Source organism: Serratia sp. S4, assembly GCF_000347995.1.
Lineage (GTDB): Bacteria > Pseudomonadota > Gammaproteobacteria > Enterobacterales > Enterobacteriaceae > Serratia > Serratia quinivorans.
Genome location: NZ_KB661120.1, coordinates 2,799,248 through 2,816,249, shown reverse-complemented (window position 1 = coordinate 2,816,249; position 17,002 = coordinate 2,799,248). Strand labels below are relative to the sequence as shown.

Below are 17,002 nucleotides of genomic sequence, written 5' to 3'. Positions count from 1 at the left end.
AATTCTGTTGAATTACCAACCCAGCTTGGGATCAGGCGTTTACGGTCACGTTAATGCGTGGCGTACCGGCCAGCACCGACAGGGCGTCGACGTTTTCGATGGTGATATATTTACCTTTAACGCTGAGGATTTCGCTTTTCTGGAAGCGGCCCAGCAGGCGGCTGATGGTTTCTACCGTCAGGCCAAGGTAGTTGCCGATGTCACCACGGGTCATGGTCAGGCGGAACTCACGCGGTGAGAAGCCTCGTTCAGCAAAGCGGCGCGACAGGTTATAGACGAAAGCCGCCAGGCGCTCTTCGGCGTTTTTCTTCGACAACAGCAGGATCATGTCCTGGTCGCCTTTAATCTCGCCGCTCATCAGGCGCATGATCTGCTGACGCAGATTCGGCATTTTACCGGACAGGTCATCCAGGGTTTCGAACGGGATCTCACACACCATGGACGTTTCCAGTGCCTGAGCGAAGCTTGGATGCTTCAGGCCGCCAATGGCGTCAAAACCGACCAGATCGCCCGCCAGGTGGAAACCGGTGATCTGCTCATCGCCTTGCTCGGTAATGGTATAACTTTTGATGGTCCCGGAGCGGATAGCGTACAGCGATTTCAGTTCATCGCCGGCCTTGAACAAGGTCTGGCCCTTCTGGATAGGCTTCTTCCTTTCGATAATGTTGTCGAGCTGGTCCAGCTCATGGGCATTAAGAGTAAAAGGAATACACAGTTGGCTGATACTGCAATCCTGACAATGGATCGCACAACCACCAGACTGGATACGACGAATCACGCGTTTTTCCGGGATCATAGATTACGCTCATTCAATAATTGATATGCGTCAATTTTAACATCTTTTCCGGCAGGTGATAAGGGTAGCATTAATAACAACGGGGGCATTCTGTGCGAAATTTGCGCAACAATACCGCCGATTGTCCTGTAGTTGATTGAAATGTTTTGATTTTTTTGCCACTTACATCAATACGTAACGCATACCGCAGTCGGGGTATCTTGCGATGCCCCGGCTGCAAGGGGATTAAAGCAACTCGTTTTGCAAATAGCCTTCGTGTTTCAACAGCCACTGTTTGCGCTGAACGCCACCGGCATAGCCGGTCAAGGCGCCTTGCGAGCCAATCACTCGGTGGCAGGGCACCACGATGCTGATAGGGTTGGAGCCGTTGGCCATACCCACCGCGCGTGAGGCCGTCGGGCGACCGATGCGTTTCGCCAGTTCGCCATAGGTAATGATTTCCCCACAGGGGATCTGGCGTAGTTGCTGCCACACGCTACGCTGGAATTCGGTACCGGCGGTCATCACCGGCAACTGATCAATGACATCCAATTCACCCGAAAAGTAGCGTTGCATCGCTTCGGTCAGGCCCCCGGGGTTGCGTTTGTCTATCAGTTGAAAACGATCGGCTCGGTAATGAGTATTCAGCAGCTTCATCAGGCGTACTTCATGCTCAGTCCAGTCGATGGCGCGCAAGCGGTCCTGCTCATCGGCAATCAGCACCAGTTCGCCTACCGGCGTCGCCATACGGTCAATAAAAAAGGTCTGCATGTGAACTCTCCTCTCGTTTGATGAGGGGATTATTGCACGAAATGCGGGGGAGCGATGGCGGATTCCGGACATGAAGATGGGCAACCTCGGGTTGCCCATACTGTGAGCATGAATGTGGTGTGTCGCTTTATGCCTCAAATGTATAAAATAAATTTACAAATCTTCAATAAGTTTATTTAATTGAGTCAAAATTAATACTAAAAAAGTTTCGCAGGTGATTAATAAAAGTAACCTGAGTTATTAATAAAGTAACGCAGGTTATTTATAGCTGATTATGATGTTCTTTAGTTTTTCGTTATTATTAATGGTTTCGGTTGTCACGTTGGAAACCAGTTCAGGCGACATGTTGTTTAATGAGCTAATGCCAGGACTCTTGCCATTGGCTAGAGTTATACCAGAGCAATTAGAAACGATCCCTTCATTCAGATGTTTGATAGTGCAGGCTGGCGCTGTGATTTCGCCGGTAAAACGGATGGTGCCAGAAGCCACGCGGCTGTTGTAGCCCTGCGCTGCCTGCAAGGTCGCTGGAAGAAGGGCCAGGAGTACCAAAGCTATGCGAGAATAGTTCATTATTAATTCCTTTTTAAAATGAAATGAAAAATAATTGACTCCAATTAAATAAACATTAAACGGGTATGTTGAATGTCATCCTGATCCAAATTCCACTAATCTCCGTTTTGAATGGTTTATATACTATTCTTAATTTTTAGTGCCAATAGATTTGATAATAGGGAGGGGGGCGGGAAAAACCATGATTTAGATCATGCTGAAGACGGCTTAATGATTTGCAGGCGGATGTAGCGGGTGGGCTGTGAACTCTGTCACGGTAAAAAAATGGATTTGGCCGCCATTGAATCTTAAGCGGCGGCCAGATGTGGTGCTTTATCCTGAGTTACAGCATGCCGCTGCTGCCGCAAATGCGGATTTTCTCGGCCACTACCTCCTTCATCGCCAGTTTCCCGGGTACGATATATTTGCGCGGGTCGTTAGCGTCCGGGTGCTGGGAGAAATAACTTTTTACCGCATCGGCAAAGGCGATTTTCAGCTCGGTCGCCACGTTGACCTTGCAGACGCCCAGTGAAATGGCGCGTTTCACCATGGCTTCAGGAATGCCGGAAGCGCCGTGCAGTACCAGCGGGATATCGACCTGCTCGCGGATCAGCGCCAGACGATCAAAATCCAGTTTGGGTTCGCCGTGGTACAGGCCATGGGCGGAGCCAATCGCTACCGCCAGCGAATCGATGCCGGTCGCGGTGACAAATTCGCGCGCGGCGGCCGGGTCGGTAAAGAAACTGTCAGTCGAATCGACAATCAGGTCGTCCTCCTGCCCACCGAGTCGTCCCAGTTCAGCCTCCACGCTGGCTCCGTAGCGGTGGCACAGCGCCACGGCTTCGGCCACCTTGGCAATATTCTGTGCGAATGGCAGGTGTGAGCCGTCGATCATTACCGAACGGATACCGCTTTTGACCTTATATTCGATGTCATCCATTTCTTCGTGGTGGTCCAGATGCAGCGCCAACGGTAGATCGTAACGGTGTGCGGCGGCCTGGCAGATGCCGATCAAATAGTCGGTGCCGGCGTAGCTAAAGGTGCCGGGCGTACCGGCCATGATCACCGGTGATCCCAGTTCGGCAGCGGTTTCCGCCACCACCTGCACGGTTTCCAGATTATGGACGTTGAACGCCGGCACGGCATAACCCTGGCGCTGCGCTTTCAACAGCATTTCGCGGTTGGATATCAGGTACATAGAGATTCCTTACGCCACAGAAGACGGGTAACGGTAAATGGTGACGCCTTTCACCACCCGGTTAACTTCACCGGTCGGGCACGGATTATCCGGCGTCAGGCCAAGTGCCAGCGAACTTTCAAACGCCAGCATCTGGGTGAATAACAGATAAGGGAACAGCAACCAGACGTCATCTTCGGCGTGGTGCAGGTTCAGCATTTGTTCACACAGCGCCTGAGTATTGCCGGTCAGGCCGACCATCTGCATTGCCAGGCCGTCGCGTTGCAACTCGTTCCACAGATCGCGATCGTACTGGCGGGCATAGTCGCCGCTGGAGAACATCAGCAGGACCAGGGTTTGGTTGTCGACCATAAATTTTGGCCCATGGCGCAGGCCGAGCGGCGAGTCGTAGCGGGTAACGATCTGTCCGGCCGTCAGCTCCAGCATCTTCAGCGAAGCCTCTTCCGCCAGCCCGGTGAAACAACTGCCGCCCAGCGTGATATAACGCCGGAAACCGCTGGCAGCCAACGCCTTCACCTGCGGTTGCAGGGTTTCACGCAGTTCGCGGCAGCGCTCCACCATGGCCGCCAGAGGCCGTTGTGCCTCGGCAAGGGAATAGGGGCCGAGCAACAGCGCGGCGGACAGCATCATGCAGCTGAAGCTGGAGGTCATGGCAAAGCTTTGATCGTTGGAACCCTGTGGCATCACCAGCGAACAGACGTTATCGCGTTGATGGGCATATTGCGCCAACTGGCTGTCCGGGTTGCACACCAGCATCAGGTGATAGCTTTCCGGCAGCAGTTGATCGGCCAGCTCCACCGTTGCCACGCTTTCCGGGCTGTTGCCGGATCGCGCGAAAGACACCAGCAGCGTAGGGCGAGTCAGGTCGAGATATTGGTGCGGGTTGGCGACAATATCGGTGGTGCCGTAGGCCACCACGTCGCGGCCGGTTTTCTCGCGCAGCCAGGGCGCCAATGCCCGGCCGGCGAAGGCTGAGCTACCTGCGCCGCACAGGACAATCTGCAGGCGCGGGTTAGCCAGCAATGGGGTCAGGAAAGGCTGCCACAGCGTTTGCTGCTCCTGTAATTGCCGGTGCAGGGCGGCCCATAAGTCCGGCTGCTGCCAGATCTCACGTGCGGTATGCAGCGCATGCCGTTGTTCCAGCCAGCCCGCATCGTAAGCAAAATAACCGTTCATGTTGAAACTCCTTAAAAACCTCGGTTAACGGTCGGCGATAATCACGTCGACCCCTAAATGGTTCAGCGCATGCAGGTAGCTTTCCGGGATGCGGCTGTCGGTGACCAAACGCTGGATTTGGCCGATTTCACGGATCATGCAAAAGCTGGTGCGGCCGAACTTGCTGGCATCCGCCACGGCGATCACTTCACGCGCTACGTCGCACATGGCGCGGTTGAGTTGCGCTTCACCGGGATCCGGCGTGGTGATGCCACTTTGCAAATCAAAACCGTCGACGCCGAGAAACAGCTTGTCGAAACGGAACTGACGCATGTGTTGCTCGGCGGCCGGGCCATACAAAGACCAGGATTTGCGTCGTACGCTGCCGCCGACCACCATCAGATCAACCTGTTCGTTGTTGGCCAGTTCGAAAGCGATATTCAGCGCATTGGTCATCACCACCAGATCCTTTTTACCGACCAGCTGCTGCGCCATTTGGCTGGTGGTCGAGCCGGAGTCGAGAATGATGGCATCGCCGTCGTTGACCAGTTCTGCAGCCGCGCAGGCAATGGCGTATTTCACGTCGCGATTGAGGCGCCCCTTGTCCTGTAGCGGACGATCGAAGGCGAACTGCTTATTGAGCATTGCGCCGCCATAGGCACGGACCGCACAGCCGCTTTTTTCCAGTTGGCGCAGGTCGCTACGGATAGTGACGCTGGAAACCGAAAACTGGGTGCTGAGTTGCTCGACGCGCACTGAGCCTTCGCGACAAAGCTGGTCGATAATTAATTCCCGTCGTTTTAGGGTATTGATCATTAACGCGTGACTCCTGATTTAGCTGTAGCCATACCCGGCCGCGGCGCAATGCGTCGCAGTTAATCTGGCAGGAGTGCTTTCAGTTGTTCGTGGCGAATTACAGCAAACGAAACAGTGAAATGCAATCGGTTATTTTATAAAAAACCATATGTATCAGTTGCTTATATTTAAAAAGCCTTTCGATTGGCCCTCAACCGAAAGCTGCCTGGAAATAAAGTGAAAAGCCGTAATCCGTTATTTATCAGGCGGCAAGTTGCCGCCTGGGTTAATTTGCCAAAAGCAGGATGAAAGCTGCGGCACTGATTTTTTCCTGGTGGTCTTTTCACTATTTTTTATTGCCAGCTTTGGCGTAATAACGCGGCTCCTCGTACACCGCTGCTGTCGCCGTGCACCGGCGGGTAGATTGCCGCCGGTTCGGTACCGGGCAACAGCCAATGGCTCATGGCCGGGGGCAGCAGTGAATACAGCTCGCCAACGTTGGACAGGCCGCCACCCAGCACAAAAGCATCTACATCCAACAACAGTTGCAGGCTGGCCAGTGCACTGGCCAGAATGTCGACGTACATTGCCATCAGTTGCAGTGCCAACGGGTCGCCCTGTCGATAACTGGCGATCAACGCCGGTACGTGGTCGGCCGGGTGGCCGAAATGACGGCTCAGTGCCAACAGACCGCTGCCGGAAACGTAGCGTTCAAAGCAGCCAGTCAGCCCACAGTTGCAGGTGAATAACGGCAAGTCGTAGCGCTGCGCCAACTGGGCGGAGATTGGCGTGTGACCCCATTCGCCTGCCAGCCCATTGCGGCCTTTATGCAACTGCTTGTTCATCACCAGGCCGCCGCCGGCCCCGGTACCGATAATGGCGCCAAACACCAGGGCCAGATGCTCGGTTTGCGGCGTGCTGGCTTCGGAAAGGGCGAAGCAGCGGCAGTCGTTTTCAATCTCAACCGGTCGCGCCAACTCTTGTGCCAAATCGTCTGCCAGACAGTGGCCGGTCAGGCAGGGGACGTTAACCGCCAACTGTCGGCGGCTGCGCGGGTCGGTCACGCCCGGTAAACCGATGCCGATACTGCCCTGGGTGTGCAGTTGGCTGTCGGCACTGTCGACCAATTGATGGATGCAGGACAAGAACTCGCGATAATCACCGGTGGGAGTCGTGACTCGCTGGCACAGTACCTGTTTGAGCTGCCGGTCGTAGGCTGCCATCTCGATCTTGGTGCCGCCGATATCGAAACCGTAGCGCATCTGTGATATTTCCACGTTTTCAGGCTCCGCTCAGGGTGATCACTGCAGATTCGCGGCGAGCGCGTTCCGCCGCAAACACCATCAGGTGACTTTCCAGCGTTTCTGCCGGGCCGGACAGCACCTGTGAAGGATCGTTGGTGCGAATGGCGTCGATAAAATGCTGCATCAAGTAGTAATCGCCACCGCCGTGGCCGGACATGGCGTGCAGATCTTCGGCCTCATCGACGTCGTAGACCTTTTCACTGTCGTCGACGAATGAGGTAATGCGGATGTAGCGTCCGTCTCCCTCAAGACAGCCATGGCTGCCGAAAATACGGGTCTGGCGATCTTCCAGCCGGGTAAAGGCGGTCATGGTGAAGGAGGCGGTGCGGCCACCGGCAAATTGCATGTTGACCACCTGATGGTCGACCACGTTATTGTCGCAGCGATAGACACAGCGGCCATATTGACCGTCGCGCAGCGCCGCCTGCAGATGTGACTGACTGACTTCAGGGGTCAACACCCGAAGGAAACCCGGCGTCGCCTTGTGGTCGTCACCCAGGTAGATGCGTTTGGCGGAGTAGGGGCAACTGGCTTCCACCGCGCAGTCCAGGCAGTTATCTGCTGCCCCGGCCGGTTGGTTTTCCTGGCGAAAATGGCGCAGGCCGCCGAATGAACTGATCTGCTCGCAGGGCAATTCCATGATGTAGCGGATCCAGTCGATGTCGTGGCAGGACTTCTGCAGCAGCATAAAGGCGGCTTCGTTGTCGTTGCGCCAGTTGCCGCGCACGAAGGAGTGCGCCTGATGCCAGTAGCCCACCGGCTCCAGATGTTGCAGGCTGACGATGTCGCCAATCACGTTATCGCGCAGCAGTTGCTTCAGTTTTTGGGTGTAGCGCGTATAGCGCAGCACGTGGCCGACGGAGAAAATCAGCTTCTGGCGCACCACTTCCTCGACGATGGTGCGGCATTCGCTGGCGTCCGGCGACAGCGGTTTCTCCAGCAGCATGGCATAACCCTGTTTGGCGAAGGCCAGTGCCGGTTCGAGGTGCAGAGTATCCTGGGTGCAGATCAGCACCGCATCGGCCAATTTGCCGGCGTCGGCGGCCTGCCGCCAGTCGGTGAACACCTTGTCCGCCGCGATAGCGTGCTGTTCGACAAATTGCTGACGGTAGACGTCACGTGGCTCGGCCACCGCTACTACCTGCATTAAATCCGGGTGAGCCAACGCGTAGCGCGAGTAAATTTCTCCACGCGCCCCGGCACCAATCACCAGTACCCGAACCGGGCGGCCGGCAAGACCATTTTGTTGAGCTGACGACATTGCACATTCTCCGATCTAATTATTTGAGGTTTTGGCCGCTGATTTCGTCAAACAGGTGCGCGCGGGACAGGTCGAAAGCCAGGTGGATCTGTTCCCCCAGGCGTGGCTCCCAGTCAGGCTGCGATGCCATGCGCAGCACAAAGCGCAGTCCGGCCAGTTCGCAGTGCAGCAACTCTTCATTGCCCATGCGTTCGATAGTGACAATCTTCGCCGGGAAGCAATTACTGCTGCCGGGCGCACACAGCCGCAGAGACTCCGGGCGAATGCCAAGGCACACGCGTGGGTGCGGGTAATTTTCCAACTGTCCTTGCAGCGTCGCCGGCAGTTCGAGGGGATATTCGTCACCAATGCGCAGCCCGATACCCTGCGCGCTGCGGGTAATCGCCATATCGTGCAGGTTCATCGACGGGCTGCCGATAAACTCGGCGACAAAGCGGTTGGCCGGTTGGTGGTAGAGATTGATCGGTCTATCCACCTGCATAATGGCCCCCCGGTTCAGCACGCAAATGCGGTCACCCATGGTCATTGCCTCCACCTGATCGTGGGTGACATACACCATGGTGGCGGCGGCACCCTCCTGCTTGAGTTGATTGTGCAGTTCGATCAGTTGAACGCGCATCGAGACCCGCAGCTTGGCATCCAGATTGGACAGCGGTTCATCGAACAGAAATACCTTGGGCTTGCGCACAATGGCACGGCCGACCGCCACGCGCTGGCACTGGCCGCCGGATAACTGGCCCGGTTTGCGTTGCAGCAGATTGGTGATTTCCAGTTTTTCGGCCGCGTCCCGCACCCGGCGGTCAATTTCGGCTTTGCTTTCCTTGCCGATCAGGCCAAACGCCATGTTTTTGTAGACCGTCATGTGCGGATACAGCGCATAGTTCTGGAACACCATGGCGATGCCGCGATCTTTCGGCATGGTGTCGTTGACGCAGCGGTCATGGATTAATATCTGGCCTTCACTGACGCTCTCCAGCCCGGCGATCATCCGCAGCAGGGTGGATTTGGCGCAGCCGGATGGCCCGACAAACACCATAAATTCGCCGTCTTTAATATCCAGATCGATCCCATGCAATGCATTGAACCCGTTGGGATAAACCTTCTTCACACTGTTTAACTGTATACCGGCCATATTATTTACCTTGTGTACGCGGTTAGCCTTTTACCCCAGCGCTGGCGATGCCCTGGATGAAGTAGCGTTGGAAAAGAATGAACAGCATCAGCATCGGGATCACCGCCATCAGCGCACCGGCCATCAGCAGCGGGTATTCCACTCCGGCACGGCTTGACAGCGATGCCAGCCCGACCGGCAGCGTCAGTTTCTCGGTGGTGGTGTTGACGATCAGCGGCCACATCAGGTTGTTCCAGCTCCACAGGCCGTTGATGATGATGCAGGCGATAATGCCGGGACGGATCAGCGGCAGCATGATGCGCCAGAAAATAGCGAAGTAGCTGTAGCCGTCGATCAGCGCCGCTTCTTCCATCTCTTTCGGCACCGCCAGGAAGAACTGGCGCAGCAGGAAGGTGGCGTAAATACTGAAAATACCCGGCAAAACCAGCCCGGTGATGCTGTTCACCAACCCCAGTTTCTGCACCACCAAAAACTGCGGGATCAAGAAGGCCTGACCAGGCACCATCAGGATCGAAATACACACCAGGAACACCGCATCACGGCCGCGAAAGTGCAGGCGAGAGAAACCGTAGGCGGCCATGGTGGCGATCACCATCTGCAGCGTGACGGTGAAAAAGGTCGCCAGCAGCGAGTTCACATAGAAGTCGGTGAACGGAATTTCATGCATGATCTTGCCGTAGGCCTGCAGGCTGGGGTGAGTCGGCAGCAGCGTCAGCGGGATCTGGATGCTTTCGGCCTGGGTTTTCAGCGAGGTCACCAGCATCCAGATAAAAGGCACCACCGAGGCCAGCGCCGCCAACACCATAAACAGATACACCAGCGTTCTTTTACTTATGCTCATCGTCGTGGCTCCTCAGCTGACTTTCAGGCGTTTGCCAATCATCATTTGAATCAGGGTGATCAGCAGGGTGACGGCGAACAGCACCACGGTGATGGCGGAGGCGTAACCTTTCTCCTGCAGGTAAAAGGCATACTTGTAGAACAGATTGGTGACGGTCATCACGTCGCTTTCCACCAAAGCGCGGTCGAACATCAGGAACACCACGTCGAATATTTGCAGGATCTCGATAAAGCTCATCACTGAAACGAAGAACAGCGTTGGCACCATCATCGGCAGGGTGATGCAAAAGAAGCGGCGCAGGGTGCTGATACCGTCAATGTCGGCGGCCTCATACAGTTGACGTGGAATGCTTTGTAACCCGGCCAGCAAAATGATGATCTTCAACGCCAGCGACGACCAGATAATGATGATGGAAACGCTGATGCGCACCACGTCCGGGTCGGACAGCCAGGCCACCGGCGAAATCCCCAGCAGGCTAATCGCCTGGTTGATCAGACCGAAATCCTTGTTGAACAGCCATTGCCAGACCATCGCCACGGCGGCAGGCATGGTGACCGCCGGCAGGAACAGCAGGGTGCGCAGCAGCGCCTTGCCGCGAATGTTCTGGTTCAGGCCAATCGCCAGCAGCAGCGACAGGCTCAGGCTGACGGGGACACACACCACCACATAGAACAGTGTGTTTCCGGCGGCGGTGTAAAAGTCGTCGTCTTCAAACAGATTGACGTAGTTATCGACGCTGAGGGTGCTCCAGCGCATAAATTGGTTGAGGTCGGTAAAACTGTAAAAGATGTTCTGTAAGAAGGGGACCAGGTAAAACACCGTCAAGCCAATCAGCAACGGCAAGATCATCACCCAGCCCCAGAAACGCTCGGCACGCTCCAGGCGGCTGAGTGCGGGTCGTGGGGTACTTTTTTGTTGTTTTAGGGCACCGTAGCTTTCTGCCAGCGACATGTTGCCTTTCCTCACCTGTAACTGCTCTGCGGTATTCCGCAGCCGGTGCGCCTTCGGGCAGGCGCTACCGGCTCGGGGTGATTACTGCTCCATTACGCGTTCGATCTTCTTGACCGATTTGTCCATCTCGGCTTTGGCGTCCGCACCCATAAAGATTTTCTTCAGGCTGGCAATCCACATGTTTTGCCATTTCGGCGTGTTGGTACCGGCTGTGGGGTAGGCTTCGGTCACGTTGAGGGTGTCAATATAAGGCGTGACATCGACTTTTTTGATCTCCGCCGCCCAGGCTTTGGCCGCCAGTTTGTTGGCCGGGATCACCGCTTTTGCCAACTCGGTCTGCGAGGCTTCGGAGCTCATAAATTCGATGTATTTCCAGGCTTCCTGCTTGTGGGCGCTGTTGGCGGACATGGCAAATGCCAGGCTGTGCGCCACGCCGGACTGGCGCTCGATTTTCGGCATCATGACCACGCCGATATGGTCGTTGATCAGCGGATTGTTGGCGAACGGGGCTGCCAACCATGAACCGGCATACACCATCGCCGCACGGTTGGACTGGAATATGTTTTCGGTTTTGACTTCGCTCATCTGTTGGGCGCTGGGCATCAAGCCATCTTTCATCATGGATTGCAGCTGTTGATAGACCCAGATGGATTTATCGTTAGCGATATCGGTGGGTTGACCGTCTTTCGGGACTATGTGGTTGCCGTTTTGGAACAGCAGGTTCATATAGCTGTCCTGACCGTCAATGCTCAGATCCATCACCAGCGGGAAGGCACTGCCCTTCAAGCCGGTTTTCAGCGCGGTGGCTTTGTTTTTCAGGTCATCCCAGCTCCAGTCGTTGGTCGGGTAGCTGACGCCGGCCTGGTCGAATAATTTTTTGTTGTACCACACGGCGATTGAGTCAACGTCGCGGGGGATGGCCATTTGCTGCCCATCATACTGATAGGCTTTAACCGAACTGGCGACGATATTATTTAATTGCACGCTGCTGCCGGTAATATACGGCGTTAAGGGTTGCATAATGCCATTTTTGGCGTATTGAACGAAATAAGGCATGTTTATCCAGAATATATCTGGCGCGACACCCCCTGCTGCGGCGGAATCCAATTTAACGAAGTATTGTGCCGACGGCGTTAATTCTATGGAGATTTTAATGTTAGGGTTTTCTTTTTCAAATCTTTTGGCAATCTCCTGCTCGGCAGGTAATTGATTTCTGTCCCACACGGCGTAACGCAGGGTTATTTGATCGGCGGCATATAACATGGTCGGCAATAATAATGCAACCGCAATGGCAGAGTGCGCCAGAAGACGGCCGGTATTTTTTATCGGTGACATTGCTTTCCCCTCGGTGAACGACGAATAAATATTTTCGTAACGTGAATTCTTTCTATCCCTTAACTTTCAATGTGTCAATACGCCCCGATCTGCCCAAAAAAGGGGCATGAATGTTTCGTTGTTGTTAAAATCGAAAGGGTTGAAGCTTAAACCGAAAGCGTTACTTGTTCACAATCTGTTAACCTCTTGAGCCGGTTTTGGCCCTGCCAGGCAGTAATTCCGGGCCGCTGGGGTCATAGGAATAAATGATAACCCTTGCACCATAATGGGGATTAAAAATATTTTTATTGTGCATGCCGGGTTATCTTTCATTTTTGTGATGCAAATAAACAAAAAAATCGTATAGGACAGCCGCTGCGACGGCGTGTTGTCGATTTTTGAATGGGCTCTATTGTTTACAGCGATAAAAGGGTTTAGCCTGAAAATCACTCGTCGGTATTTCCCAATAAAAGAGAGCTAACCGTTATGCGCCTTTCATTGACCTTTACCCATTGTCTGGAAAAGATATTCCACAGCCATAACTCGCCGCAGATTATGCAGATAAATAAACTCAGCGGTCTTAATAATGAAACTGTTTCCTGGCAGGCCGTTTATTGCCTGCAACGGCGAGGAAACGAAACGCGTCGTGAATTAGGCTATCGTATTGAGGGGCCATTGGCGGAGTATATCAGCGTGCGTCAGGTGCAATCGGTGCCCAGCCACTTTCCCTGTTATGCCGAGACCGATGAGAACTATCTGCGTACCGAACCGGGGTTATTTCCCGATCCGCTGATGCCCTTGGTCGATCGACGTTTCTTTGCCGCCTGCAATTATTACGGCAGCCTGTGGTTGACCTTAACCCCACCGGCAATGCCAATAGCGGGCGGGGACTACCCACTGACGTTGACCTTGTTTGATGTGGCCAGCGAGGAAGTGCTGGCCAGTGCTGCATTGACGCTACATATCGTCCCGGCCGCGCTGCCACCGCAAACCCTGCTGCACACCGAATGGCTGCACTCCGATTGCCTGGCGGATTATTACCAGTTACCGGTGTTCAGCCGGGAGTACTGGCTGGCGGTACGCAACTTTGTCCGTACCGCGGTTAACAGTGGGGTAAACATGCTGTTGACGCCGATCTTCACGCCGCCGCTGGATACCGCCATCGGCGGCGAGCGTACCACCGTACAACTGGTGGGCGTACAGCGCTCTGCGCAGGGCTACCGCTTTGATTTCCAACGTTTGGCGCAATGGGTGGCAATGGCGCAGGAAGAGGGCATTGAGCACTTTGAAATTGCGCCGCTGTTTACTCAGTGGGGGGCGGCACACGCGCCGAAAATCATGGTGGAGATAGACGGCACGCTGAGTCCGCTGTTCGGATGGCATACCGATGCCCACGCCGAAGAGTATCAACAGTTTCTACAGGCTCTGCTGCCGGCGCTGACCGACTGGTTCCGCGAGCGGCAGTTGCAACAGCGGGTGTGGTTTCATATTTCTGACGAGCCGACGCTGGACAATATCGACGTTTACCAGCGTGCCAGCGCTACCTTGCGCCCACTGCTGGCCGGTTTTCATACTTTTGATGCGCTATCTGATTATGCCTTTTACCAACAGGGGTTGGTGGAAACGCCGGTGGCTGCCACCGATCATATTGAGCCATTTATTGAGAATCGGGTGCCAGGCCTGTGGGCCTATTACTGCTGTGTACAAAAAACCGAGGTGGCCAACCGCTTCTTTGCCCAGCCTTCGGCACGTAACCGCATTTTGGGGATCCAGCTCTACCGCTACAACATCACCGGCTTTTTGCATTGGGGCTACAACTTCTATAACAGTGGTCATTCGCGGGAGCAACTCAACCCCTACGCGGTGACGGATTGCCGCAATGCCTTTCCCTCCGGCGATGCCTTCGTGGTCTATCCCGGTGAGGATCTGACGCCGGTGGAGTCCCTGCGATTGCGGGTACTGCACCAGGGTCTGCAGGACATGCGAGCCTTACAGTTGCTGGAAAGCCTGACGGACCGCGCGACGGTGGAGACTTTAATTGAACAACAGTTGGGGATGGACATCACTTTTAAACGTTATCCACATCAGGCGGAGCCGCTGTTGCGGCTGCGGGAAGGGGTAAATCAGCGCATCGAAACCTTAATTTCGATGGCATAAAATGCGGCTTTGGTGGCGACAGGCTTCTCTTCGCCACCAAATTTTCAATAATTTGCTATACCTGATAGTTGAGGGATTTCATTTTTCTGTCATGTTTCTGACATGTTAGGGTCATAGCGCTGGCTTAAGTTTGCAGCGACTAAGCCAGGAGATAACGCGATGTTTAGCTTGGACTCTCTGTTGCATGATGCATTTCCACACCGCAAGACCCCTGCCTGGCAGCGTAGCCTGCTGAGAACTTTACTCTTCGAAAAAGAATTCAAACAGTTTGCCGCCGACTATCCACACCTGAAGGGGCTGGATTTGATAGAGCAGGTGGTGGACTACTTTAACCTCAGCTGCGAGTTGGTCGATGGCGACCTGGAAAATATTCCGAGCCAGGGTCCGGTGGTGCTGGTAGCCAACCACCCGATTGGCTCGCTGGATGGGCTGGTGCTGCTGCGTGCCGTGGCGGCAGTGCGCCCGGATGTCAAAGTGGTCGCCAGCCAACTGTTGACCTACATAGAACCGCTGCGCAACCTGTTTGTGCCGGTGGACAACGTCGGCAACAAGACCAATCGCAAGCAAATTGAAGGTATGCAGGCCCAGTTGGATAAGCAGGGCGCCCTGATCCTGTTTCCTGCCGGAGAAGTGTCGCGCATGAGCCCGAAAGGCATTCGTGACGGCCACTGGCATACCGGCTTCTTGCGGCTGGCGGCCAAGGCCCGGGCGCCGATTGTGCCGATCCACATCAGCGCGCGTAACAGCAACCTGTTCTATTTCACCTCGCTGGTTTACCGACCACTGTCCACACTCTTACTGGTACGTGAAATGTTCCAGCAGCAGGGCGGACGCATCAAAATTCGCGTAGGTGGCCGTATTCCGTTTAGCAACTGGCATGATGGCCACACCAGCGCCAAAGATTTGGCCGAGCGTTTCCGCCGTCATGTCTACCGTCTGGGCCAGGGCAAAGAAGGATTGTTTGCCAGTGAGTCACCCATCGCCTTGCCAGAGGATCGGTTGGAGCTGAAGAAGGCACTGGCAAACTGTGAGCGTCTTGGGGTGACGCCGGACGGGAAGATAATCTTCCTGTATCGCCGTCAGGGTGAGGCGCGTGCGCCTATTTTGCGTGAACTTGGTCGGCTGCGTGAGATTGCTTTTCGCGCGGTGGGCGAAGGTTCCGGTCGCCGTCGTGATTTGGACAGCTATGACGACGACTATTATCACCTGGTGCTGTGGGATGCCGACGAACTGGAGATTGTGGGTGCCTACCGCTTTATTCCTACTGCCGAGCAGTTGGAGCGCAAAGGGCTGGAAAGTATCTATAGCAACAGTCTGTTCCATTATGACCGCGAGATGGCACCGATCCTGGCGCAAGGCATCGAACTGGGCCGCAGCTTCATTCAGCCTGCCTATTGGGGCAAACGCGGTCTGGATTACCTGTGGCTGGGGATTGGCGCTTACCTGGCAAAATATCCGCAGTACCGCTATCTGTTTGGCCCGGTTTCCATTTCCGGCGGCATGCCGGTGACGGCGCGTGACCTGTTGATTGCCTTCTACCGACTGTACTTCTCGCCTAATCATGCCCTGGCGCAGTCTCGTCAGCCTTATCCTGCTTCGTTGCCACAGGTATTGGCACAGTTTGCCGGCGATAATTATCAGGAAGATCTGGTCAGGCTGAAAAGCCTGTTGAGCAACATCGGCTGTTCGATACCTACGCTGTATAAACAATATACCGAGCTGTGTGAACCCGGCGGTGTGCAGTTTATTGATTTCGGCACCGATCCGGCCTTCAACAACTGCATTGACGGCCTGGTACTGGTCGACCTTTCCCGGCTTAAACCGGCGCGGTTCCAGCGTTATATTGCGGTGCATCAGCCACAGGACACCTGTATAGAGTAATTGGCATGTGCTTCATGCTTTTTTGATCTAACCCGAAGCTTGGCAACGGTGGTGGGGTATAGCCTAAGATAAGGCTTTGTTCCGCCACCGGAGTTTTTCATGCCACAGTCGTTTGTCTCATCTTTGTTATCCGCTGAAGACCCCGCCGCCGTGGCGATTGAAACGCCCAGAGGCGTCGCGCCTTTTCTATTACTCTGCGATCACGCCGGCCAGGCGATACCGCAGCAGTTGGGCGATCTGGGTCTGCCACCCGGTGAAATCGATCGCCATATCGGTTGGGACATCGGCGCATTAAACGTTTCGCGTCATCTCAGCCGTCAGTTGGACACTACGTTGATCCATCAGCGTTACTCCCGTTTGGTGATTGACTGTAACCGCACGCCCGGCATCAATAGCTCGATCCCGTCACTGTCAGAATTGACGCCGATACCCGGGAATGTCGATATTGATGCCAGACATGCGCAGGCTCGCGAGCATGCCATTTTCAGGCCTTATCATCAGGCGATAACCGATCATCTGGATGAACGCCAGCGCAACGGGCTGCCGACGGCGGTTATCGCCATGCACAGCTTCACGCCGGTATTCAAAGGCAACGAGCGGCCGTGGCAGGTGGGGCTGCTGTTTAACCGCCAGCCGGAGTTCGCGTTGCTGCTGGCAGAGCTGCTGCGGGAGGAAGGGGATTTGCAGGTCGGCGTTAACGAGCCGTATGCCATGACCGATGCAACGGATTACACCCTGCCGGTGCACGCCGAGCGGCGGGAGCTTCCCTACGTTGGCATTGAGATCCGCCAGGATTTAATCGCCGACCAACAGGGTCAGCAAGCCTGGGCTGAACGCTTCGCCAGACTGCTGCCACAGGCCTGGCATCGCTGGCAAATTTGACTTTAGGAATATTCCCAGTGATGATAACTGTAAGGA

At 55.0% G+C, this 17,002-nt stretch carries 15 protein-coding genes; 3 read left to right on the top strand and 12 right to left on the bottom strand.

Annotated features, from left to right (window positions below; translation table 11 throughout):
* Positions 1–31: 31 nt before the first annotated feature.
* The 12 genes from SERS4_RS0113900 to SERS4_RS0113845 all read right to left on the bottom strand — a co-directional run bounded on the left by SERS4_RS0113900 (position 32) and on the right by SERS4_RS0113845 (position 12,067).
* Positions 32–796: an FNR family transcription factor gene (locus tag SERS4_RS0113900; RefSeq protein WP_012145310.1), complete on the bottom strand. Its 765-nt coding sequence runs from the start codon at positions 794–796 to the stop codon at positions 32–34.
* 225 nt (positions 797–1,021) lie between these two features.
* Positions 1,022–1,546: a methylated-DNA--[protein]-cysteine S-methyltransferase gene (gene ogt / locus SERS4_RS0113895; protein ID WP_017892971.1), complete on the bottom strand. Its 525-nt coding sequence runs from the start codon at positions 1,544–1,546 to the stop codon at positions 1,022–1,024.
* A 258-nt stretch (positions 1,547–1,804) separates the two neighbouring features.
* Entirely contained in the window at positions 1,805–2,116 is a 312-nt protein-coding gene (locus tag SERS4_RS0113890; RefSeq protein WP_017892970.1) for a hypothetical protein, read from the bottom strand.
* 322 nt (positions 2,117–2,438) lie between these two features.
* Positions 2,439–3,293, bottom strand: coding sequence for a tagatose bisphosphate family class II aldolase (locus tag SERS4_RS0113885; protein ID WP_017892969.1), 855 nt, complete (start codon positions 3,291–3,293; stop codon positions 2,439–2,441).
* Positions 3,294–3,302: 9 nt separating this feature from the next.
* A complete protein-coding gene (locus tag SERS4_RS0113880; protein ID WP_017892968.1) occupies positions 3,303–4,469 on the bottom strand; it encodes an SIS domain-containing protein in 1,167 nt (388 codons plus the stop codon).
* A 24-nt stretch (positions 4,470–4,493) separates the two neighbouring features.
* Positions 4,494–5,264, bottom strand: coding sequence for a transcriptional repressor AgaR (agaR, locus tag SERS4_RS0113875; protein WP_017892967.1), 771 nt, complete (start codon positions 5,262–5,264; stop codon positions 4,494–4,496).
* A 332-nt stretch (positions 5,265–5,596) separates the two neighbouring features.
* Positions 5,597–6,505, bottom strand: coding sequence for an ROK family protein (locus tag SERS4_RS0113870; RefSeq protein WP_017892966.1), 909 nt, complete (start codon positions 6,503–6,505; stop codon positions 5,597–5,599).
* A gap of 19 nt (positions 6,506–6,524) precedes the next feature.
* Positions 6,525–7,808 carry a Gfo/Idh/MocA family protein gene (locus SERS4_RS0113865; protein ID WP_017892965.1) on the bottom strand — a complete coding sequence of 428 codons (1,284 nt, stop codon included), beginning with the start codon at positions 7,806–7,808 and terminating at the stop codon, positions 6,525–6,527.
* 19 nt (positions 7,809–7,827) lie between these two features.
* Positions 7,828–8,940, bottom strand: coding sequence for an ABC transporter ATP-binding protein (locus SERS4_RS0113860; RefSeq protein WP_017892964.1), 1,113 nt, complete (start codon positions 8,938–8,940; stop codon positions 7,828–7,830).
* 22 nt (positions 8,941–8,962) lie between these two features.
* Positions 8,963–9,781: a carbohydrate ABC transporter permease gene (locus SERS4_RS0113855; protein ID WP_017892963.1), complete on the bottom strand. Its 819-nt coding sequence runs from the start codon at positions 9,779–9,781 to the stop codon at positions 8,963–8,965.
* A gap of 12 nt (positions 9,782–9,793) precedes the next feature.
* Positions 9,794–10,732 carry a carbohydrate ABC transporter permease gene (locus SERS4_RS0113850; protein ID WP_017892962.1) on the bottom strand — a complete coding sequence of 313 codons (939 nt, stop codon included), beginning with the start codon at positions 10,730–10,732 and terminating at the stop codon, positions 9,794–9,796.
* An 81-nt stretch (positions 10,733–10,813) separates the two neighbouring features.
* On the bottom strand, positions 10,814–12,067 hold the full coding sequence (locus SERS4_RS0113845) for a sugar ABC transporter substrate-binding protein (protein WP_017892961.1): 1,254 nt from the start codon (positions 12,065–12,067) through the stop codon (positions 10,814–10,816).
* Between the two features lie 465 nt (positions 12,068–12,532).
* Between SERS4_RS0113845 and SERS4_RS0113835 the strand changes: the two genes are divergently transcribed.
* The 3 genes from SERS4_RS0113835 (at position 12,533) to SERS4_RS0113825 (ending at position 16,966) form a co-directional block, all read left to right on the top strand.
* The gene (locus tag SERS4_RS0113835; RefSeq protein ID WP_017892960.1) at positions 12,533–14,203 is read left to right on the top strand and encodes a DUF4091 domain-containing protein; all 1,671 of its coding nucleotides are present in this window, start codon (positions 12,533–12,535) and stop codon (positions 14,201–14,203) included.
* 159 nt (positions 14,204–14,362) lie between these two features.
* Positions 14,363–16,084: an ornithine lipid synthase OlsF gene (olsF, locus tag SERS4_RS0113830; RefSeq protein ID WP_017892959.1), complete on the top strand. Its 1,722-nt coding sequence runs from the start codon at positions 14,363–14,365 to the stop codon at positions 16,082–16,084.
* A gap of 99 nt (positions 16,085–16,183) precedes the next feature.
* Complete coding sequence (locus SERS4_RS0113825) at positions 16,184–16,966, top strand: N-formylglutamate amidohydrolase (protein ID WP_012145296.1); 783 nt, start codon at positions 16,184–16,186, stop codon at positions 16,964–16,966.
* The last annotated feature ends 36 nt before the right edge of the window (positions 16,967–17,002 follow it).